Below are 21988 nucleotides of genomic sequence, written 5' to 3'. Positions count from 1 at the left end.
TAGAAAGGCTAAATAGTTGTAATTTTATTCGTTTATAAAGTCTGCTAAGAGGGACGTATATGATATATTTAGTTTATAAAATTGTTCTCTAAGATTTTCTGGAACACTCTCTATCATTTTTCTATATTCTTCATTGTTTTCAGTAAAGAGTCCTTTATAGTTCTTAGAGCATCGCGAAATATAACCGTCTGATAAGTCAAAATTATTTTTGTGAAAAATCCCATTATTATCAAAATATTCTACTTTATCTAGTTTATAATCAGTTTGACATGCAATATTTTCAAAGTCGTCTATGCCATAGAAATATTTATGATCATCAGCACCCGGCTCTAGTCCATTAACTCCTGTTAGTAATCTAACATATTCTGATGGATGATTTCTATCAGGGACTGCAATTCTTATAATAGCACCTTTTTTTAAATATGGTTTAATTGTAACTAAAAAATGAATGAAATTTTTATAATCGATATGCTCTATTACATGCTCCAATAAAATATTATCTATTTTTTTATTCGCAAAATAATAGTTAAGATCGTATGTAGATGTGATGTCTAGTTCTTGAACTTCGATACTAATCCATCCTTCATACCTTGTTTTTCCGGCTCCTGGCACTATTTTTACGATTTCGCTTGATAATATCTTATTTTTTATATAAGGTCTTTTGAGTTTGCCAATGATTTTTTTTTTGACACATGAAATGTTATTGTGCACATAAATCCATCCTTTAATTACCAAAATTATTTCTTTTTTTATGTTATCATCAAATCTTGAACACACTTCATTACCTAGTATTTCATTGAATACGATTAAATTAATATTCATATTTCTATAAACCATTTTGCATCTAGTTATTTTACATTGGATATAGCTTGAATTAGATCGAATATTAATTGACTCACTCAATGTTGTGGAGGTTCAACTTCGTTTACAATAGAATAGTACTAACGATTTTCTATATGTATGATTAATTTTTCCGTAGATATATAATTTTTCTCAGTCTTTGAATTTGGGAAATCAGCAAAATCGATTTTATGAGCATGAATACTGATGTTCTTGTTTCTTTAATAATAAAAGGCACTACTATTACACTTACAAATTGCGATATAAGGGTTGCAAATGCAGCACCATTTATTCCATATAAGGGTATCATATATAGATTTAAGATAACATTACTCAAGGCTCCGAGGAAGGTGTACAAAAAAGTATACGTCTGCAAATTTTCAGCTAATATCCATTTTCCCCTAGCTACTCCTAGAAATACAAATAAACCTGCCCAGATATGTATTGAAAGAACCGTTCCTGCACCAATATATTCTTGTCCATAAAGGACAATTATGATCCAATCTGATAATATTGTCACTGGTAGAATGATTACAATGGCAATTATGGCCAGTAAATCGTATAATTGTTGAAGTCTTGTATAATACAAATCCTCCGATATTTTTTTTGCTTCTATAATTGCAGGGTACAAAGAACTACTTATTATCATTGGAACAAAATACCAAGCTTCGCTTAGTTTTACAGCAGATGCATAGATACCAACAGCTTTGCTGTCTAATATTTCATTTATCATGACTTGATCTATTCTTATGTAGAATGTGACAAAGATACTTGAAAATATTAGTGGCCATGAGTTCTTGAGGAACAATTTAGCCAGATTCATATCAAATTTCCAAGATAAAACAGATAGTCCATTTGATTTATATATCATGAAGAAACCGAGGGCTAATATGATATTTTCTACTAAAACAAGGAATGCAAACCATAAGAGAGGAGCTTCAATATGAATTGAATATATTTTTAATAACGATATTCCCATTATTGACCAGAATTTTACTTGTACTATAAATCTTGACTGTACTCTTGACTGAAAATAAAAATCGATTACATTTATAGACTGAAATAAAGTACCTGCAGCTATTATGAATATGAGTAAGTTTGTGAATGAATCGTTAGAAGTAAATTGAATTCCAATTGCCAAAAGAATTAATACAAGAAATGCACCTAATATTTTGAGCAAAAAAGTAGTTCCAAGGATAAAATCTCTTTTACTTCTATCTTTTACCAGTTCTCGGATTACAATTTGATCCAAACCAAGAGTTGCAATTACTGAAAAAAGGCCTACAAAACTTATTGAGTAGTTGAGCAAACCATAGTTGTCAGGACCCAAATAGCGAGCAACATATACGCTTACAAAAAGTGCAACTGATAATCTGACAATATGTTCAAAAAAGAGCCAAGAAGTATTAACAAAGTATTTTTTAAAATATTCTGAATGAATCATCATACTACCTTTTTGCAAATATCAAGACTCTCCATACATATTAATTTAGTTTTTCACAAAGTCAGCTTCAACCATTATTTTCACCAAATCTCTGAAATCGAGATTAGACTTCCACCCTAGTTTCTCTTTAGCTTTTGTTGGATTTCCTATCAATATGTCCACTTCAGTAGGCCTGTAATATCTGGAATCAATCTCAACTAATAAGCTGCCATTTTCCTTGTTTATTCCAATCTCATTCACGCCTTCACCATGCCATTCAATCTCAATACCCACTTCTCTGAAAGCAAGTTCCACAAATTCTCTCACTGAATGAGTTTCACCTGTTGCAATCACATAATCGTCTGGCTCTTCTTGCTGAAGCATTAACCACATGGCTTCCACATAATCTCCTGCAAATCCCCAGTCTCTTTTAGCATCAAGGTTTCCTAAATATAGCCTGTCTTGAAGTCCTTTATTAATTTTGGCCACAGCCATTGTAATTTTTCTTGTGACAAATGTCTCTCCACGAATTGGAGACTCATGATTAAAAAGAATACCGTTGCAAGCGAATATCTCATATGCTTCACGATAGTTCACTGTAATCCAGTATGCATATAACTTTGCTGCAGCATAAGGACTTCTTGGGTAGAATGGAGTAGTTTCTTTTTGGGGTATTTCTTGGACCTTACCATAAAGTTCACTGGTCGAAGCTTGATAGAATTTTGTTTTCTTTTCCAAACCAAGTATGCGTATAGCTTCCAGTAGTCGCAGAGTTCCAATTGCGTCAGAGTTGGCGGTATATTCTGGTGTTTCGAAAGAGACTTGTACGTGGCTCTGAGCGGCAAGGTTGTAGATTTCATCTGGCTGGGTTTCTTGTACGATCCTTATGAGATTTGTGGAATCGGTCAAATCACCGTAGTGCATGAAGAAATTCACGTTCCTCTCATGAGGGTCTTTGTAAAGATGATCAATGCGTGCGGTATTGAATGACGATGATCTCCTTTTTATTCCATGTACAATATATCCTTTATTTAGTAAGAACTCTGCAAGATATGCACCATCTTGGCCAGTAATGCCGGTTATTAAAGCCACTTTTTTCATTTGATTGTCCATCCATCTATATAATAAAGTAATTACTTTGATAATTATAATTTGGCTAATGACAGATTATTTACTGTTATTCTCTTCCATAATCATCATCAAATCTAACGATATCGTCCTCTTCTACATAATCGCCAAGTTGCACTTCAATTATTTCGAGTGGTACTTTTCCAGGGTTAGTTAATCGGTGTTTTATACCAGCCCTTATGAATGTACTCTCTCCTTGTCTCAAGAAGTACTGTTCTTCATCGACCTGAACGCGTGCCATTCCTTTTACAACGACCCAATGTTCACTTCGATGATGATGTAGCTGCAAACTTAACTTTTTTTGTGGTAGGACAACTATATTCTTTATCTTGTGTCCTTCTGAGTTCTCAAGTATTGTATATGAACCCCACGGCCTGTATGCGGTTTGGTGTAATTGTGCACGCTCATCATTTTTGTCCTTAAGAGAAGATGCAACATCTTTAACTTTTTGACTACTACTCTTTGGACATATCAGCAATGCATCCATTGTATCCACAACGATCATATCGTTTACGTCAATGAGTGATACGATTTTACCCGTTTTTGAATGTATCAAATTACCATAAGAATTTATAATCTCTTCTTCACAATTGTGTATGACATTATTGTTTTCATCTTTGTCAAATTCATTATAAAGGGCACTGAAATTACCAAGGTCACTCCATCTTTCTGCAAGTTTGATTACGGCTACCTTGCTGGATTTCTCTATAATTCCATAGTCTATAGATATATAAGGTATTTTTTCATAAATCTCCTCGATTGTTTCATAATTTCTGAATGCGGTAGATATGTCTGGAGCATATTTTTCGAGCTCTTCAAAAAAAACAGTTGTTTCAAAGAGGAACATTCCACTATTCCACAGGAATCCTTCTTTAATATACTTTTTAGCATCGTATATGTCCGGTTTTTCCTTGAATTCCAATACCTTAAAAGCCATTCCAATTGGATCCGCTGGTTTGATGTATCCATATCCTGTATGTGGTGAGGTAGGCACAATTCCGAAAGTCAAGAGGTATTCAGAAGCTAGGGCTTCAGCATTCTTGATAGTTTGCATTGCACTTTTGTCAAGTATGTGGTCCGATGAGAATATGCCTACAAAATCATTTCCGAACCGCTTTTTGATTAGATGCATTCCATAAGTTATTGCAGGAAGCGTGTTCTTAGCAACCGGTTCTAACAGGATATTCTCTTTTGGAATTTCATATCCAAGTTCTTCAATTTGTCCGATAACAAAGAATTTTTGTGATTCGTTTGTCACTACATATATCTCGTTGATGTCCGATATTTCTAAGCACCTGCTCACTGTATCCTGAAATAGCGATTTTTCATTCAACTTTAAGAACTGTTTTGGATATTTTTCCCGGCTTAGTGGCCAGAGACGTGTACCTGAACCACCTGCAAGTATTATCGATTTAATGATATTCCTCCACTCATACATCTAGGCTTTTATATTTTATACTAGATGCACATACAAATATATAAATATTGATTTTTTCTGTAGAAATCCTCTTGAGATTATCAAATTAGGTCATAATTCACTCCATTCTAATCTGATGAGCATTTTTCTTAAAAATATCTGGCTAAGTATATCTTCTCACTCTTATTTTGTAAATTTACCAGTATCATAAACTGGTATGCCACAAATCTCACTATTGAATAAAGTTCCCTGCTATTTTCTGTATCTTTCTCACATCAAAGGTTACCCTACCTTTGATGTGTCTATTTGATCTTTCAATAGTTTGTCTCGTCTTAATCTTTTCCTCAAACTTTTCATCTACCAGTGCCTGGTTTCTAAGATACATTCCCACTTGTTTTCGCCTTCCGTTCTTGTATAGTAATTCCAGCTTTTTTGCTATTGGCATATGTATCGAACCGCCTTTTTTCCACAGCTTGTTGACCCAGTGATTAATTCTTTCAATTGTTCCTTCCATGTTAATTACTGCATTGCATTTGGGTGGGATAGTTGGTTTCACTTTTAAGTGATGCCATATATCAGCATAATTTTCAAATGAATCATATCCAGAATCCAAGGCATAAGAATCAGGGCAAATATTGTAATTCTTTAAGAAATCAATATGCTTATCCAGTTCAGGAGATGCATTTGCCAATCCATTTGTATATGTCTGTATAATGGAAAAACTCCTATTAATGTGATGTGAGCTTTGTCCATTTTACATCTATAGTGAGGATTATAATCACTGTGTTTATCGTATCTTGAGGCTTCAAGGGGTGTAGAATCTGTTTTTAGATATCTGGCTTTAGTGAGTTTGATGATTCTTTCAACTATCATCCCAATAATATATTGAAGTCCTTCTGTTCCTAACCTGTATTTTACAAAATGATGAAGTGTTGCTCCTGTAGGTAGTGCAATAGCTCCATGTTCATCAACAAAATGAAGGAATAGAGCTTCTTCATCTGAAAGAGATGAAATTGTTTTGTTGAACGAAAGATTTCTGAAACATTTGACAATAATGAGTTTTATCATAGAAGAAATACGATATCTGAAATGCCAGTCTTTATTGGAATAATGGTTATTTTCAACATGCTGTGCGATGTCGTCAATATTAAGAAAATGTAGCAAGCGGCAAACTGATACATTCTCTTTATCAATATCGTTTCGAATGGAGTCCTCAAAGAGGACTCCTTTATATACAGTATAAATATCCTCCATGAGACTGGCCAAACTTATACTATTTTAATCTTTGGAGGGAGCTGAAGCTATTCTTTTTTTTTTTTTGGGGGGAAAAAGAGGTCTTGTTGAAAATAGAGGTAGGTTTTTAAATCAAAATTCTAATTTGATGGTCTCATTTTTCAAAGCTTTAATATGCAGAAGTCTTATATATGCGAATTTCAATTTTTCATCCGAAAAGATTGATATGGCTGATTCATATGATCTTTATATGACTGATGCTTAGTATTTTGCGAAATATTATAGTGTCTGCATATTTATTAAGTAATGAAACTATATCTTGGCAGTGAAGGTTATTTATGATAGTTATTGCAAAAAAATATGGTCGTTTGGGTAATAGATTGATTCTTTTTGCTCATTTTATTGCATTCGGTATAGAACACAACGTAAAAATTGCAAATCCTTCATTTGGTGACTATGCTGAGCATTTTCAAAATATTAGTGATGATCTATTTTGCAGATATCCTTCAGAGAGATCCTTAAATGGAAATCGATTAATGCAAAAATTATTGTATTTGTGTATATGGTTACTTACAATAATCAGACTACCTTTCATAAAATATGTGACTCTAAAGGAGAATCAGTCTTATAATACGAATAACGAACAATTCATAAGAATTGCACAAAATAACAAATTCTTATTTGTTGATGGATGGGATTTTCGTGATTCAATTGATCTTCATAAACATGCAAGTATAATTAGAACTTATTTTGCACCAAACAAAAAAATACAAAATAATATAAAGGATTTGCTTGGTGGAGTTAAGCAAAACTATGATTTTTTGATAGGAATTCACATTAGGCACGGAGATTACAAAAACTGGAACAATGGTAAGTATTTCTATGAGTTAACCCAGTATATACAAATAATGGAAAATATTGAAAAAATATTTTCGACTAAAAAGATTATGTTTGTCGTATGTTCTGATGTAAAACAAAATGTAAAAGAACTAAGTAAGTTTCAATTTATTTTTTGTAATAATCATTTTGTTCAAGATATGTATTCTTTAGCTGAATGTGACTATATTGTTGGTCCTCCAAGCACGTATTCGTTGTGGTCCTCTTTTTATGGCAATGTCCCACTTTATCATATAACGGACCCGGATGCAATTTTCGATATAAATGACTTTACTACTTATGGCTCTCTAAAAAATGCAGATGAATAAAAACCTTCTAGCCATAAATCATCATATCAATGTCGTGAAACTACATAGGTTAGCTTTATATTTACAAATTCTCATCTCAATTATTAAGTACTATTAACTTAATTATATCTCCAAAATCCTATTACTTCTAACTTAACCTCTATATGTGATCACATGCCATACCAAATCATAGAGAAAAAAGAGATTGCGCCATCAGTGCACATGATGAAGATCAAAGCACCTGATGTTGCCAAAGCCGCAAAGGCAGGCCAGTTTATTATTTTACGTATTGACGAGACCAGCGAAAGAGTACCGCTGACTATCGCAGATTTTGATGCCACAGAAGGCACTGTAACCATAATCTTCCAGGAAATGGGCAAGACAACAAAGCAGCTTGCAAAGATGTCATCTTCAGATGAGCTTCAGGACTTTGTTGGTCCACTGGGCACTCCTGCAGATGTCAGAGAACTTGGAACTGTGATTCTTGTAGGTGGAGGAGTAGGAATTGCCCCGGTATATCCACAGGTAAAAGCTTATCGTGAGGCAGGAAACAAGGTAATTTCCGTAATCGGTGCAAGGAACGAGAGTCTTCTCATTCTAGAGGATGAGATGAGAGCAGCAAGTGACGAACTTCACGTTGCAACAGACGATGGTTCAAAAGGGCACCACGGTTTTGTCACGGATGTTGTAAAGAACATTCTTGACAGCGGTGAGAAGGTTGCAAGAATAGTAGTTATTGGTCCTCCTATTCTCATGAAGGTTGCAGCAGGTATGACCGAACCTTATGGAGTCGAAACAATAGTAAGCCTGAATCCTATTATGATTGACGGAACTGGTATGTGTGGCGGATGCAGGGTCTCGGTTGGCGGCGAGACAAAGTTCGCATGTGTTGATGGTCCGGAATTCGATGCTCACAAGGTTGACTTCAATCTGCTAATGAGCCGTCTGGCACTTTACAGAAGTGAAGAATCAAAGTGTCAGGAAAACCACGATCACAAATGTACCTGCAGGGGTGAGCACTAATGTCAGACAGACAGGCAATGCCATTGCAGGATCCTAAGAAAAGGGCACAGAACTTCAATGAGGTTGCACTTGGTTATACCGATGAAATGACCCTTGCAGAAGCGTCCAGATGTCTTGAATGTAAGAATCCAAAGTGTGTTGATGGCTGTCCTGTAAACATTGACATTCCTGGATTCATATCTTGCATAAAGGCTGAAGACTTTGACGGTGCCATTGAAACTATCAAACTAACCAACGCTCTTCCGGCTGTTTGTGGACGCGTATGTCCTCAGGAAGTCCAGTGCGAGGAATTGTGTGTACTGGCAAAGAAGGGTAAACCAGTTGCAATTGGCAGACTTGAGCGTTTCTGTGCTGATTACGAAAAGAAAAGAGGTGTAACTCCTCCAGTTCGCCCAGAGTCAACAGGTAAGACGGTTGCTGTTATTGGTGGAGGTCCTGCAGGGCTTACAGCAGCAGCGGACCTTGCAAAAGAAGGCCACGAAGTTACAATATATGAATCACTCCACGACACTGGTGGTGTGCTGACTTACGGAATACCTGAGTTCAGGCTTCCAAAGGCAATAGTAAAGGAAGAGGTTGAGTATATCAAACAGCTTGGCGTTGATGTCAAGGTGGATTATGTTATTGGCAAGATAAAGACTCTCGATGAGCTAAGGGAAGAGTTTGATGCCGTTTTCCTTGGAACAGGTGCAGGTCTTCCAAAATTCATGGGAATAGAGGGGGAGAATCTCAATGGCGTTTACTCAGCTAACGAGTTCCTTACAAGAGTTAACCTGATGAAAGCATACCAGTTCCCTGACTATGATACTCCTATCAAGAGAGGAAAGAACGTCATCGTAGTTGGAGGTGGCAATGTTGCAATGGATGCCGCAAGAAGTGCTCTCCGCCTTGGTGCAGATGAAGTAAGCATAGTCTATCGCCGTGGCGAGGATGAACTTCCTGCAAGAAAGGAAGAGATTGAGAATGCAAAGGAAGAGGGCATTGTCTTCAGGCTTCTTACCAACCCAACGAGGATTCTTGAGGGCGAGAATATGACCGTCAATGGTGTGGAATGTATAAAGATGGAACTTGGCGAGCCTGATGATTCCGGTCGCAGAAGTCCGGTTGCCGTAGAAGGTTCTGAGCATGTGATTCCTGCTGATATTGTAATCATTGCTATTGGAACATCACCAAATCCAATGATATTCTCCGGTTCAGAGGGACTTAAAACCAATTCCAGAGGTACTATTGTAGTCGATGAATCCGGCAAGACTTCACTTGATAATGTATATGCAGGTGGAGATGCTGTCACAGGTGCGGCAACGGTCATCAGTGCAATGGGTGCCGGAAAGGTTGCTGCAAAGGCAATCAATGAGTATCTCAGCAACTGAGCATCATCATTTGTAACTCAATTATCCGGTTTTAACCGGATTTTCTTTATTTTTTACTAGTTCAGTCATATTTATGTACCTGTCTTCATTTTTCCGTTTCTTTCCCGGACAGTTTTTAAGTTGGTGAGCGCTACATGGTATCAATGAAAAAAGGCAAATCCTCTTCCAGTGGTTCTGGAAAATCCAGCAGGCAAAGTAGTTCTTCCGGTAAGACTCATGTGAGAAGTGCCGGTTCACTCACATCCGGATACAGGAATTCTTCCAATCGTTCACATAAACAGGACAGAGGAACAAGCCACAATAAAGAAGTTCAGAAATATGCCAGTAATGAGAAAGATTACATCTTCTGGTGTCAGGAATGCAATGTACCACTGATTGAAAATGAATGTAGCATTTGCGGTGGCGAAGGAATGAGGATTGATTTATCACAACCGGCAGATGTGAGGTTCTGTTCTTCATATGAAAGGAAAGTTCTCCATGACGTGCTAGTTGCTGAATTTGGCACTGATCCTCTGGGTGACAGGGTAATCCTGTTGAACAAAATTCCGGGGGATGACAAGACTGATGAGGTCATAGTTGATGCTTTCATGTTTGGTATTCTGCGTTTCGACATGCCAAAGATGGATTATGTATTTGAGCCGTCTGTGCAGGGTGCTCATATCCTTCTAGGTAATACGGAAAAGAAAATCGTTGTTTTGAAAAAGAGTTCCAAGCATCTTAATGGTAAGAAAATTAGTTATGATATGGTTGAATCTATATCTGATGGTATCAGGAAAAACGATGTGGTTCTGATAAGGTCTGGAAATCTCACAGGTTATGGGGTTGCTTTATGTGATGCAAAAGAAGCATCTTCAGTCAATGGACCGGTGATAAGGGTCCGAAAAGTAGAATCACAACACGTCTCATTGAATAAGAAAGTGTCAATCATGCATGATGTGGTAGCTTCAAATGTCCCTCATATGCGTAATCTTGGCAGGAATGCAATGAATACCATAAAAGGTATTGCAAACCAGAAAGAATACAAAGCTCTCCCGGTTAATGTCTCATTCAGTGGTGGAAAGGACAGTCTTGTAGTACTTGATCTTACTGTGAGCGCACTGAAGAATCAGGCAGGCAGGGATATTTGCGCTTTTTTCCTTAATACTGGTATAGAGTTTCCAGAAACCGTGGAATTTGCTCACAATTATTGCAGGGATAACGGAATAGAACTTATCGAAAAAAGGGCAGCTTCAAATTTCTGGGATAATGTGGATGCATTTGGTCCCCCTGCAAAGGATTTTCGATGGTGCTGTAAGATATGCAAGCTTGCACCTGCAAACGAAGCAATAGAAGAATGTCTGCAAAAAGCTCCTACTTGTATAACAGTTGACGGGAAACGAAGATATGAATCATTTTCAAGGGCGCGTATCTCAACAAGTGAAAGCAATCCATTTGTTCCCGGGCAACTCAATATCTTTCCAATAAAGGACTGGAAAGCAATTGAGGTCTGGCTTTACATCTACTGGAGAAAGCTTGAATATAATCCTCTTTACGACTTAGGTTTTGAGAGGGTAGGATGCTATCTCTGCCCGGCAGCCCTTTCAGCAGAATACCAGCGTTTGAAAGACTTACATCCGGAATTACATGGAAGGTGGGAAACATTTCTCATGCAATGGGCAAAGAAGAACGGTCTTTCAGAGTCTTTTATAGAACATGGTCTCTGGAGGTGGAAGGAACTTCCTCCCAAGATGATCAAACTTTGTGAGGAAATGGGTATATCTGCCTGTGCAACTTCAGTGGAATCACAGTTTAGTATTAACATCACATCAGGTATATCTCCATGCAAGGCAGGAGGTTATACGATTGAAGCTTCTATTCATGGTTTTTCCATGAAGAAAACCAGGGATGTAATGAATATTATGGGGAAAACTGTATTTTCAGAGGAACTTGGTCTTCTCATGGTACGGGGGAAAACTTCAACGATTAAGATTTTCTCATCAGGCAATGTTGTTGTAAACTCAGATGACAAATCTTCAGCAGATTCAGTTTTTGCAGAAGCCTCACGTCAGTTATTGAAAGCTCACAGGTGCACAGGATGTGGTATATGTATCAAAGCCTGTCCGGTTAATGCAATTTCAATTAAGGATGGACATGTATTCATAAATGAAAACTGCATTCATTGTGGTAAATGTACTGATTCCTGTGTTGTTCTCAGATATGAAAATAAGTTCTAATTCGTTAGTATAAATTTCTATATTCAGCTATTTAATGCATTGTAATTATGAGGATGAATTATTAATAGTTTAAATATTATATAAAAAGCAAGAATCTTTGAAGGGTAAAAATGGTCAATAGCGAAACGGATGGAATATCCCGCATTATTGCTGCAAAATGGAAAATAGCTTCCTTCACGGTAGTTTTACTTCTTTTCCTCCTTTTTTGCTACATATTATTCCCTCTTGCAGATGGTATCGTGCTTGGACTCGTATTTGCCTATATAGCACGGCCTATCTTCATGAAACTCAGACGTTTCAGAAAGATGGGCGCTCTCATAGCAACGCTATGTATTGTTGTTCCTGTTGTATTCATCATTGGTTCCGGTATAGTTGAGATACTCAGGCAGATTGTATGGGTATTTGAGAACCAGTCTTATGTGGTGAATACAAGTCTTGACCTCTTAAGATCTATTGACATACCGGCAGGATATACTGATGATGTGCAGCAACTGGTATGGGATATTTCGACATCAATCTTGCCACTTCTTGGTAAAATAGGAATAGTCTCTTATGCTCGTAATCTTGTAATGTTTGGCATCAACCTTTTTCTGGCAATTTTCCTCTGTTATTTCTTGTTGGCAGATGGTGACGGCCTCTACAGGGGTATACTAAAAGTGGTTCCTGTTGATCATAAACATGATTTTGAATGTTTTGTGTTGCATCTTGACGTAATATTGCAGGGGATTTTTGTAGGAAACGCATCCGCAGCACTCATAGTCAGTGTGTTGTCCCTTATTGTATTCTATGCATTTGGATTTACACATGTTCTTGCGCTTGCAGCTCTTATATTCGTGGCTTCTGTGATTCCGATGTTTGCCGGTTATATGGTTCTGCTGGTACTATCTGCTTATCGTTATCTTCAACAGGGACTTGAAAGTGCATCCGTGTTCTTCATTGTTGCATCCATTGTAATTTATGCACCACCCGAACTTGTACTGCGTCCATATCTTGCAAGCATTAAATCCCAGATTCATCCATTCCTTATTCTTGTGGCATTCCTTGGTGGTGGTTTTGTAGGTGGTGTTGCGGGTTTCTTCCTGGCTCCCATAGTGCTTGGTGCTATTGTAGCAGCATACAGGGTTTACATCAATGACAATACTGCTATCTGCTCTCAAATGAACCTGTCAGTCTGCAAGGATGATTCTGAAAATAAGGGTATAACAGAATAGTATTTTGATCCATCATTTTTTCTGTTTTTTCTGTGATTTGAAAAAGGTTAATAAGGATTGGCCTAATAAGGTAGCGAAATCTTAAAGGTGAATTTATGCAGTTATTACTCATCCATTCTGATTATATTGAATATGAAGTGAAAAAGAGCACCCCGGTTGCTGAAAAAATTGAAGATTCCTTTAAACAGGGAAGACTTGAGGAGGCTCTTACAGCTTTCATAGCAGTCGAAAAGGTCGACGAGGCAAATGTTGAAGGTGCCATCTCCAAAGCTGTGGAAGAGATCAGGAATGTAGCTACACAGGTCAAGGCTGAGAATATCATGGTATATCCGTATGCTCACCTGAGCTCCGATCTCTCATCTCCAAAAGCAGGTGTTGCAGTTCTCAAAGGTATAGAAGATGCACTTTCTGGTGATTATACTGTTAAGAGAGCTCCATTCGGATGGTATAAGGCATTCAAGATCAGCTGTAAAGGACATCCACTTTCCGAGCTGTCACGTTCTATTGTACCGGATGAACCAACTGGTAAGGAATCTTCATCCTGCGGTGAAGCGGTAAAAGAGGAAGTAGTCTCTGAAGCGCTTAAGGCAGAAAGTACTGCCAAGTCTTACTGGCATGTTCTGACACCAGATGGTGAGCTTCATGATGCAGCAACCTTCGATTTCACAGGTCATGACAACCTTGGGAAGTTTGTGGATTATGAGATTTCCAAGAAGAGAGCTGTTGAAAAGGCTCCACCACATGTAGAGCTTATGCGCAGGTTGGAACTTGCAGACTATGAGCCAGGATCAGATTCCGGTAACATGCGTTACTATCCAAAGGGTCGTCTTATGAAGTCACTCCTTGAGAATTATGTACTCGAGGAAACTTCAAAGGTTGGTGCAATGGAGGTAGAGACGCCTCTGATGTATGATATGAATCATCCAACCCTGAAGAAATATCTTGACAGGTTCCCTGCCCGTCAGTATTCAATTGAATCTGACAAAAGGCAGATGTTCTTAAGATTCGCCGCATGTTTCGGTCAGTTCCTCATGAACCACGACATGACTATTTCCTATAAGAACCTGCCACTCAAGATGGTCGAGATGACCAGATACAGTTTCAGGAAGGAACAGCGTGGTGAACTTGTGGGCTTAAGGAGACTCAGGGCTTTCACAATGCCAGATATGCACAGTCTTTGTGCAGATATGGAAGGCGCAATAGACCAGTTCGGCAAGCAGTACAACATGTGTATCGCTGTCCTTGACAAGATTGGTATTAAGGTAGATGACTTTGAGGTTGCTATCAGGTTTACCAGAGAGTTCTATAATGAGAACAAGGATTTCATCACAAACCTTGCAAAGACCGTGGACAAACCGGTACTTGTTGAGATGTGGGATACCCGTTTCTTCTATTTCGTTCTTAAGTTCGAGTTCAACTTTGTTGACGCTCTTGCAAAGGCAAGTGCACTCTCAACTGTACAGATAGATGTTGAGAATGCTGACAGATATGACATTAATTACATCGACTCAGATGGAAGTGCCAACAGGCCGGTAATTCTTCACTGCTCACCAAGCGGTGCAATAGAGCGCTGTATCTATGGTCTTCTTGAGAAAGAGGCTATGAAGGCAGAAGAAGGTGGAGTTCCAATGCTTCCGCTCTGGCTTTCCCCGACTCAGGTAAGAGTTATCCCAATAGCTGACAAACACATGGATTATGCCATGCTGGTTGCTGACAAACTAAACTGCCGTGTTGATATCGATGACAGGGAAGATACAGTTGGTAAGAAGATACGTGAGGCAGGTCGTGAATGGATTCCATACGTCGTTGTTGTTGGCGATAGTGAAGTTGAGAGTGGAACTGTTAATGTAACCATCCGTGCAGAATCAGAGCCTAAGAAGCCAGTTAAGGTGGAAATGTCTCCCGATGAGCTTAATGCAAGGATTGCCGCAGAAACCGAAGGCATGCCATACAAGGGACTTTGCCTTTCAAAGATGCTTTCACAGAGGCCAAAATTCTTATAAGCCCGTTCTGCAAATTTAAGTGTATGCAGGATAACTTGTCCAACGCAGAGGATATTTCCTCTGCAACAGTACTTGTTACAGGAAGAGTTCAGGGAGTTTATTTCCGCAGGTTCGCTGTGGATAATGCGCAAAAACTCGGGCTTACCGGATTTGCCAGAAACCTGCCGGATGGCAGGGTTGAGGTTTTTGCAGAAGGCAAAGCCACCTCTATTCAGAAACTCATTGATTTTTTGCACATAGGTCCGGCTCTTGCAAATGTTGAGGATGTCAGCGTGGAATGGTCTGAACCTACAGGGGATTATACTGAGTTCTCGATAATGCGCTAAATTTCTTCATCTCATCTTTTTTGTTGTATTTTCCTTTAATTTCTGGATTCAAAAATATTATATTCCTACTACACGTATGTGTCTTTATGTCAGATGAAAAAACCAACCCCGAAAACCTGGTTTCTGCAACGATACTGGTACAGCTCAGGAATTCAAAAGGGGATTTCTACGAATATGCATCTAAAAACGCCATGCAACTATCTCTTACTGGTTATTCTCAGAATTTGTCTGATGGTTTATACAAAGTATTTGTAGAGGGGGAGAAATCTTCTATACAGTCATTCATCGGTTACATGGAAATGAACAAGGCTTTTGCTGGTATGGATAAAATTGATGTAGGTGACATTATGGTTTCCTAGTCATCTCATACCGGAAGTTACTCTGATTTTATCATCAAAGAGTGATTTATGCAGTTCCATCTCATAGCTGTCTCTTCAAAATTACTTTTTCCGATTACCTTTTAATAGTCTAAAGTTGATTGCTACTCAATGGAAAGCGTTATCCTTGTAAGATATGGCGAGCTTGCCTTGAAGAGCACAGGAGTTCGCAACTGGTATGAGAAAACACTTGTGAAGAACATAGCTGCTATGCTGGATCATCGTGGAATTCCTTATTCGGATATATCCCGTGAATGGGGGAGAATATTCATTAAAAGCGATGATATAAGGGCTGCAAAAGCAGCTGCTGATGTTTTTGGTGTTGTTTCTACTTCTTTTGCACAGGTTACAGGTGCTACTATCGAAGCGGCAGGGGCTTTGTGTGCAGAGCTTGCTGATGGCTATATCTCGGAAGGTCAGTCCTTTGCTATCAGGGCAAGACGCACAGGCAATCATTCATTTTCATCACGTGATATAGGTATTAAATGTGGGGATGCTGTATGGAAGATGCTTGAATCAAAAGGATTCACACCTTCGGTAGATCTCACAAGTCCTGACAGGGAGATATTTGTGGAAATGCGCCAGAGCAAGTCCTATGTATTCACAGAGACTGTGGAAGGTGTCGGGGGTCTGCCACTGGGAACTCAGGGTAAGATGATTTCACTTGTATCCGGTGGAATTGATTCGCCTGTTGCAACATGGCTCATGATGAAACGGGGAATTGAGGTTATTCCGGTTTATTGCAATAATACTCCTTTCAGTGATGAGCGTGCACATAATCGTACAATGGATTGTCTCAAAGTTCTTCAGGAATGGTGCCCTGGACGTCCTTTCAAGTATTATGAAATTCCGCACGGGGATAATCTCCAATCTTTTGTCGATAAATGCTCAAAGAACAAAACATGTCTATTGTGTAAGCGTACAATGTATAGGATTGCCTTGAAGATCATGGAAAAGGAAGGTGCAGCAGGAATTATTACCGGTTCTTCAATTGGACAGGTTGCATCACAGACAACCTACAACATGTATGCTGAACTCTACGGACTTTGCGTACCTTTGTATCACCCGCTGATAGCCCTTGATAAAAATGAGATAATCGAAATCGCCAGAAAGATTGGTACATATGATGTCTCCATTCGCGAAACCGGTGGATGTGGAGCTGTACCTGTACATCCTGAAGTGAAAGCGGCAATGGATTCAATGATTGTAGAGGAAAAAAAGATTAATATTGAAGAACTTGTGGCTGCTTCTGTGAAGAATGCTCGTATATCCCGAATTGATGTTGAATGATTTCTCACAGTGTTTTACACATTAAATCTTTTTCTGTGAGTAATTTGCACACATATATTTCTTCAAATTTTTATTTTTATCTAGTATATTTTTGAGTTAAATAATTATGTGCCTAGTGTTTTTCATCATGTACTCATAATCTGGGATATTTTAGGAAGTAACGCATAATCCTTATATACTATCATTAACAATGCACAATTAGGCGCACAAACTCACAGCAAAGTGAATTTTAGCACAAATTTCATCCTTTATCTCTCGTCCATTCCCTCAATTATTCCCGTGCGCCTAAACTCTTTTAATGTCTGTTTGTTCCTTTTGTATAGTTTATGTTATTTTTAATCAAGTTCAACTTTCCTTTTTCAGTCAAGAGCAACTTTTATATAAATATCCGCCATATAATAATCTTGTAATTATAATTATATCAATACTTCTTGTCAGTTGGTTTTTATGAGTGAGCTTCCATGGGAGAATAAAAAGATAGCAGATATTATGTCTTCTGTTGAAGAAGAGCAATCTTCTGCAAATGCATCCGGCGAAAAAAAGAGTTCTACGTCACCAATTCCTGACATATTGGCAAATGCTTTTGCCGATATACCAATGGAAGAGGCGAAAATAGATGTGCCAGAGGTAAATCCTGTTTCAGCAGAGAATGGCGCATCACAGGCAGCTTTTCCTTCGTTTGGAGATCTTCCTGACCTTTCAGCATTAGGCGGCACTCAACCAAATATCCCTTCTGCAGAGGAAAAAGAGGATTCTATTGAGGTGCCACCATTTATGAAATCTCCGCCAAATGCAGGTGAGGTAGGGATAATTTCATCCGTCAATCAGTTTCACGAGCCTTCTCCTGCCACAGATAAGCCTGCAAAGAAAAGGTCTCCTCCTCCATTATTTGAACCTTTTATTAATTCCGATGAGCCATCAGTTTCTCCTTCTTCTGAAATAGGTGAGTCTTTGCCTTTTGCTCCTGAATCGAATCAATCCCCACAGTTTGGTGCACAGTTGGAAGTACCACCCTTTTCAACACCAGACGCCCTTGTCTCTGCTGATGGTCCTTTAGAGTCCAATTCCTTTGAATCTACTCCTGTAACTGCTCCACTTACAGATCCTTTTGCCTCTGCCGGTGCCTCTGTCGAATCTAATCCTTTTGAATCCATTCCAGATTCTGTTCCATCTGTTGATCCATTTTCTTCAGTCAGTGACCCTGTAGCATCCAATCCTTTTGAGCCGATTCCTAATGCTGTTCCACCCGCTAATCCCTTTTCTTCAGTCGATGGCCCTGTCGAATCTAATCCTTTTAACCCAACTTCTGGTGTTACTCCATCTACTGATCCCTTTGCTTCAGTTGATGATTCTGTAGCATCCAATCCTTTTGAACCAGCTCCTGTTGCGGTTCCACCTGCTAATCCTTTTTCTTCAGCTGGTGATTCTGTAGCATCTAATCCTTTTGAACCAACTTCCGGTGCTTTTCAGTCTCAAAATCCATTTGGTGATCAAGTTGCTGCTGATACAGTATTATTTGAAAAGAATAAACATGCACAAAAGGTTCCTGTAAAATTACCGATTGATATGGGTTCATTTAAGAGAAACCTGGAAGGCATTTCTAGCATCACAAAAAGCTTCTTTAAAAATCTAACAAAAGGAAAAAGTCTCATTGAGAGAATGGAAGACATGCGAGATGATGTGGATGTTGCCGAGTCAAAACCACAATTTACTTCGAATGCTTCGTCATTTGATGCTAATCCATTTGAATCGTCAGATAATAACGTTGATTCAAGTCCTTTCTCTTCTTCTTTGGATGTGAATAAACAGGTTATTGAGGAAGCCAATGAACCTGTGAATCCTTTCATGGAAAATGAAGGTGATAGGACAGTTGGTGCTATACGACAGGTAACTCCTATTGAGAATCCAATTATGGAAATGAGGGAGGAATATCTTCTTGATAACAATGATTTTGGTAACGATGATTCAATTGATGCATTGTCTGGAAGCGTTGAGTTAACCGCAGAAGAATCTATTTCATCTATTTCTTCAGAAGATGTATCTATTCATGACCATGATCCGTTAGTAAAATATACAGAACTTGAAGTTTTAGATGAGGCTACACATGAAGTCTCAGATGTTTCTGAAAGTATGAGTAAACAGGAAAAGACTTCTTCTACATCAGGCATGGAATTATCAAAAAAGGTGTTTACCAAAGATATAAAGGACCTAAGGGCAACTACTGATAAAAAGTTCGAAAGCCTGGAAGATGATCTTGGAGGACTGAAAAATAGTCTGGATGACATGACCCTTCAATTTTCGTCTATGCATTCTGAAGTTGAAGAGTTTTCAAACAAGATATCAGAGATTACTGAAGCTGTGGCTTCTGCTGTAAGTTCAAGTGAAAATATTCTATCCCAGAGTAATTCCCGGTTTGATGCTATTGATGGAAAAGTCTTACAGGTTGAAAACGAGATTTCTGAGTTTGATTCTTCTATTGCTGTATTGCAGTCTGATAATGCTTCAATGACGACTAATTTATCACAAATTGAAGAGAACATTTCCGAACTTGTTGGTTCTTATACAGCTCTTCTTGCTCAGTTGCATGAGTCATTACAGGAGAACGAGTCTAAATTTGCAATCCTGGCAGAATTATCATCACGGATTGATGCATTTGGTCCAAGAGTTGAGCTTATGGAGAAGATGCAGGAAGAATCTAAATCCACTTCTAAGGAATTCTCCCGTTCGATTTCTTCAATGCTTGACAATCTTGGAAAGGTATCTTCAGAGTTCCAGAAGTTCAGACAGGAATCCGAGGAGAAAAATACTGCGGTAATGGAGAAGATTGATTCTCTCACAGAATATATGGAAAGCGAATTGAAGAAACTTGGCGCAAGAAGCTATAAGGGATTCGGGCAGAATGTCCACCTTTCAAATATTGTGAAAAATTCCAGTAACATGAAGCTCTGTATGGAATGGCTTGAGTTTTTGATGGAACTTGTTGGTCGCAATAATCTTCCAGATATATTGTCATATTATGAAGAGCTTGGCTGGATCACTGAAAAAGTCAGGATGGAGCTTCTTCATTATGCTGAAGGCATCGATTTCTATATGGAGAAACCTGACTGGAAACTCACTCCGGATGACCATGTTAAGTCTATATGGTTCATTGAAAGCCTTGCCGGCATGAAGGTTGACAAGAACAGGCTTTCTGTAATAGAAAGGGATATTGAGAAGGTCAAAAAAGGCTCAGAGATTTACGGAATATAACCATTTTTGTATATTCGGATAAAAAAGAATATGTTGTAGTTATTTTACTACAACTTATTTTATTTGATTAATCATACTTATGCTATTTACTCTGCCATCTCAAAGGTTGCATAAGCGAGGAATACTGCGCTTATAGGTGCAGTAATAAGTACTCCTATTCCCAGAAGGAATATGCCAATCATGTTGAGTACAAGAGTTATAACATAAACAATAATACTCTCTACAGGGGCAGTTTTAACAATTTCAACACTTTCTGTAATTGCTTCTATTCCACTGAGGCCTTCTTTAATAACAAGCAATGGCATTGTAAACATAAAGAGAATTCCTACTATAGTGCTGAGTATTGATGCTATCTGTCCAAGAACTCCTACAATGATCAAGTATATGATCATAAATGTCCAGCTTCTGATTATATTCTCTTTTTTGAATCCTTCAAAGACATCGCCAATTTCGATTGCTTCTCCTCTTGCACCCTTTACGGCCATTGAAGTAAATCCATAAACAAGAGGTGCTATTGTGACGATTAAAATAGACCCAATTACAGCTATCAAAAGACCAACAATAAATGTAACAATGTTTTCTTTAACTACATTCCATGAATTCTTTAATGATAATTCATAGTCCAACATACCACGTCCTGTATATAATTATATAACAGAGTGTGGATTTGGAACGTATATAATATTTCCTATATATGACTGCAATACAAAAAATGAAAAAAGATGACGCAAGATGCGTCATTAAGTTTGTGTTTAGAACCTGACGTCCATGTCAGCAATCAGCTGGCCACTTCCAACATCAACAAATTTAACGTTGACTGTTTCGCCTGTAGCACCTATATCATGTACAGCAGTGCCGTTTGGTGTCAAATCGAGGTAAAAGCCAGATGTTTGGTTACTGATGTATACGTTTTCACCAGCTACGAATCTCTTATCATCGTCAGAGGTAATACCATCGTCAATTGTCGCAGTAGTACCATCGACCACAATTCTTGTGTTTGCGGAGGCGAGAATCATCTCATCTCCACCTTGGTGCTCAATCTTGACCATACTGCTACTATTATCTTCCATAGCACTTGCCCTCAGACTTGCCTGTGGTGCCTGTTCTGGTGGTCCCATGCCGAATACGAATGCTGCGATAACTGCAGCAAGGATAACAGTGATTGCAACCATCAGGATTACACCGATGACTGGGGATACTGCATCCTCATCTAAAAATTGGTTTGCTTTGCTCATAGTTGTTCCTCTCTTGTTCAAAAGCTATACTTTTTTCTGCTTTTTTTTCTGGACCACTTTTTCAAGTTTCTTGGTCCACATTTTATCGTCGAGGTCGGTGTATTCGCACTCGAGATAATGTTGCACGGCCATACTCAGGGCTTCTTTTGTTGACGACTCATTGCATTTCTTCTTTAAAGCCGCCAGTTCATCTTCCGTGAGAACAGTTTGTGCATGTACAATTTTAACCATTGTATCTCCTGATTGTTTGAATCATCTGATGAACTTAGTCGTTCAAACCATCATCATAATAATCATAATGAAAATTGTATATAAACTTTGTTATATTCTCAAACGCTATTTTAATGAGAATCTAACTATTACAGCACATATTATATATTTACATAAATATATTCTTTGCTAGAATTTAATGTGATTGTATCGCTCATATTTTTCCATTAATCATATTTGTGCCTGATTTTTGGTT

Annotated in this window: 17 protein-coding genes and 1 pseudogene; 10 read left to right on the top strand and 8 right to left on the bottom strand. The window is 38.2% G+C overall.

Annotated features, from left to right (window positions below; genetic code table 11):
- Positions 1 to 24: 24 nt before the first annotated feature.
- The 5 genes and pseudogenes from FKV42_RS11715 to FKV42_RS11695 form a co-directional block, all read right to left on the bottom strand.
- Positions 25 to 837, bottom strand: coding sequence for a class I SAM-dependent methyltransferase (locus tag FKV42_RS11715; protein WP_154810472.1), 813 nt, complete (start codon positions 835 to 837; stop codon positions 25 to 27).
- Positions 838 to 964: 127 nt separating this feature from the next.
- Complete coding sequence (locus FKV42_RS11710; protein ID WP_230375684.1) at positions 965 to 2302, bottom strand: flippase; 1338 nt, start codon at positions 2300 to 2302, stop codon at positions 965 to 967.
- A gap of 27 nt (positions 2303 to 2329) precedes the next feature.
- Complete coding sequence (gene gmd, locus FKV42_RS11705; protein WP_154810471.1) at positions 2330 to 3364, bottom strand: GDP-mannose 4,6-dehydratase; 1035 nt, start codon at positions 3362 to 3364, stop codon at positions 2330 to 2332.
- A 76-nt stretch (positions 3365 to 3440) separates the two neighbouring features.
- Positions 3441 to 4829, bottom strand: coding sequence for a mannose-1-phosphate guanylyltransferase/mannose-6-phosphate isomerase (locus tag FKV42_RS11700; protein WP_154810470.1), 1389 nt, complete (start codon positions 4827 to 4829; stop codon positions 3441 to 3443).
- A gap of 128 nt (positions 4830 to 4957) precedes the next feature.
- Positions 4958 to 6062 (bottom strand): annotated as a pseudogene (locus FKV42_RS11695) (transposase).
- A 317-nt stretch (positions 6063 to 6379) separates the two neighbouring features.
- On the opposite strand from FKV42_RS11695, the gene FKV42_RS11690 reads away from it, so the two are divergent.
- The 10 genes from FKV42_RS11690 to FKV42_RS11645 all read left to right on the top strand — a co-directional run bounded on the left by FKV42_RS11690 (position 6380) and on the right by FKV42_RS11645 (position 20287).
- On the top strand, positions 6380 to 7246 hold the full coding sequence (locus FKV42_RS11690) for an alpha-1,2-fucosyltransferase (RefSeq protein WP_154810469.1): 867 nt from the start codon (positions 6380 to 6382) through the stop codon (positions 7244 to 7246).
- Positions 7247 to 7399: 153 nt separating this feature from the next.
- Positions 7400 to 8248 carry a sulfide/dihydroorotate dehydrogenase-like FAD/NAD-binding protein gene (locus tag FKV42_RS11685; RefSeq protein WP_154810468.1) on the top strand — a complete coding sequence of 283 codons (849 nt, stop codon included), beginning with the start codon at positions 7400 to 7402 and terminating at the stop codon, positions 8246 to 8248.
- Complete coding sequence (gltA, locus tag FKV42_RS11680; RefSeq protein WP_154810467.1) at positions 8248 to 9618, top strand: NADPH-dependent glutamate synthase; 1371 nt, start codon at positions 8248 to 8250, stop codon at positions 9616 to 9618. Before FKV42_RS11685 ends, gltA begins: the two co-directional genes overlap by 1 nt.
- 134 nt (positions 9619 to 9752) lie before the next feature.
- Positions 9753 to 11831: a phosphoadenosine phosphosulfate reductase domain-containing protein gene (locus FKV42_RS11675; RefSeq protein ID WP_230375683.1), complete on the top strand. Its 2079-nt coding sequence runs from the start codon at positions 9753 to 9755 to the stop codon at positions 11829 to 11831.
- 110 nt (positions 11832 to 11941) lie between these two features.
- Positions 11942 to 13042, top strand: coding sequence for an AI-2E family transporter (locus FKV42_RS11670; protein ID WP_154810466.1), 1101 nt, complete (start codon positions 11942 to 11944; stop codon positions 13040 to 13042).
- A 95-nt stretch (positions 13043 to 13137) separates the two neighbouring features.
- A complete protein-coding gene (locus FKV42_RS11665; protein WP_154810465.1) occupies positions 13138 to 15045 on the top strand; it encodes a threonine--tRNA ligase in 1908 nt (635 codons plus the stop codon).
- Between the two features lie 23 nt (positions 15046 to 15068).
- Complete coding sequence (locus FKV42_RS11660) at positions 15069 to 15371, top strand: acylphosphatase (RefSeq protein WP_154810464.1); 303 nt, start codon at positions 15069 to 15071, stop codon at positions 15369 to 15371.
- An 86-nt stretch (positions 15372 to 15457) separates the two neighbouring features.
- Positions 15458 to 15730, top strand: a complete 273-nt coding sequence (locus FKV42_RS11655; RefSeq protein ID WP_154810463.1) for an acylphosphatase — start codon at positions 15458 to 15460, stop codon at positions 15728 to 15730.
- Positions 15731 to 15859: 129 nt separating this feature from the next.
- Entirely contained in the window at positions 15860 to 17038 is a 1179-nt protein-coding gene (gene thiI, locus FKV42_RS11650) for a tRNA uracil 4-sulfurtransferase ThiI (protein WP_154810462.1), read from the top strand.
- Positions 17039 to 17485: 447 nt separating this feature from the next.
- Positions 17486 to 20287 (top strand): FlaD/FlaE family flagellar protein, encoded by a 2802-nt coding sequence (locus FKV42_RS11645; protein WP_154810461.1) that lies wholly within the window; start codon positions 17486 to 17488, stop codon positions 20285 to 20287.
- Positions 20288 to 20373: 86 nt separating this feature from the next.
- Here FKV42_RS11645 and FKV42_RS11640 read toward each other — a convergent pair whose 3' ends face one another.
- The 3 genes from FKV42_RS11640 to FKV42_RS11630 form a co-directional block, all read right to left on the bottom strand.
- The gene (locus FKV42_RS11640) at positions 20374 to 20916 is read right to left on the bottom strand and encodes a hypothetical protein (RefSeq protein ID WP_230375681.1); all 543 of its coding nucleotides are present in this window, start codon (positions 20914 to 20916) and stop codon (positions 20374 to 20376) included.
- A gap of 123 nt (positions 20917 to 21039) precedes the next feature.
- A complete protein-coding gene (locus FKV42_RS11635; RefSeq protein ID WP_154810460.1) occupies positions 21040 to 21522 on the bottom strand; it encodes a type IV pilin domain-containing protein in 483 nt (160 codons plus the stop codon).
- A 24-nt stretch (positions 21523 to 21546) separates the two neighbouring features.
- Positions 21547 to 21753 (bottom strand): DUF5371 family protein, encoded by a 207-nt coding sequence (locus FKV42_RS11630; protein ID WP_091711067.1) that lies wholly within the window; start codon positions 21751 to 21753, stop codon positions 21547 to 21549.
- Positions 21754 to 21988: the final 235 nt, after the last annotated feature.

The sequence above is a fragment of the Methanolobus vulcani genome, from assembly GCF_006546655.1.
Lineage (GTDB): Archaea > Halobacteriota > Methanosarcinia > Methanosarcinales > Methanosarcinaceae > Methanolobus > Methanolobus vulcani_A.
Note: the sequence above shows the minus strand (reverse complement) of the source record. Positions and strands in the feature narration are given on the sequence as shown.

What these genes read in the sequence shown, in the direction of transcription:
- FKV42_RS11655 (WP_154810463.1), top strand. Translation starts at nt 15,458, where the DNA reads ATGTCAGATGAAAAAACCAACCCCGAAAACCTGGTTTCTGCAACGATA.
- FKV42_RS11665 (WP_154810465.1), top strand. Translation starts at nt 13,138, where the DNA reads ATGCAGTTATTACTCATCCATTCTGATTATATTGAATATGAAGTGAAA.
- FKV42_RS11645 (WP_154810461.1), top strand. Translation starts at nt 17,486, where the DNA reads ATGAGTGAGCTTCCATGGGAGAATAAAAAGATAGCAGATATTATGTCT.
- FKV42_RS11685 (WP_154810468.1), top strand. Translation starts at nt 7,400, where the DNA reads ATGCCATACCAAATCATAGAGAAAAAAGAGATTGCGCCATCAGTGCAC.
- FKV42_RS11675 (WP_230375683.1), top strand. Translation starts at nt 9,753, where the DNA reads ATGGTATCAATGAAAAAAGGCAAATCCTCTTCCAGTGGTTCTGGAAAA.
- FKV42_RS11715 (WP_154810472.1), bottom strand. Translation starts at nt 837, where the DNA reads ATGGTTTATAGAAATATGAATATTAATTTAATCGTATTCAATGAAATA.
- FKV42_RS11660 (WP_154810464.1), top strand. Translation starts at nt 15,069, where the DNA reads ATGCAGGATAACTTGTCCAACGCAGAGGATATTTCCTCTGCAACAGTA.
- thiI (WP_154810462.1), top strand. Translation starts at nt 15,860, where the DNA reads ATGGAAAGCGTTATCCTTGTAAGATATGGCGAGCTTGCCTTGAAGAGC.
- FKV42_RS11670 (WP_154810466.1), top strand. Translation starts at nt 11,942, where the DNA reads ATGGTCAATAGCGAAACGGATGGAATATCCCGCATTATTGCTGCAAAA.
- FKV42_RS11700 (WP_154810470.1), bottom strand. Translation starts at nt 4,829, where the DNA reads ATGTATGAGTGGAGGAATATCATTAAATCGATAATACTTGCAGGTGGT.
- FKV42_RS11640 (WP_230375681.1), bottom strand. Translation starts at nt 20,916, where the DNA reads ATGTTGGACTATGAATTATCATTAAAGAATTCATGGAATGTAGTTAAA.
- FKV42_RS11635 (WP_154810460.1), bottom strand. Translation starts at nt 21,522, where the DNA reads ATGAGCAAAGCAAACCAATTTTTAGATGAGGATGCAGTATCCCCAGTC.
- gmd (WP_154810471.1), bottom strand. Translation starts at nt 3,364, where the DNA reads ATGAAAAAAGTGGCTTTAATAACCGGCATTACTGGCCAAGATGGTGCA.
- gltA (WP_154810467.1), top strand. Translation starts at nt 8,248, where the DNA reads ATGTCAGACAGACAGGCAATGCCATTGCAGGATCCTAAGAAAAGGGCA.
- FKV42_RS11690 (WP_154810469.1), top strand. Translation starts at nt 6,380, where the DNA reads ATGATAGTTATTGCAAAAAAATATGGTCGTTTGGGTAATAGATTGATT.
- FKV42_RS11630 (WP_091711067.1), bottom strand. Translation starts at nt 21,753, where the DNA reads ATGGTTAAAATTGTACATGCACAAACTGTTCTCACGGAAGATGAACTG.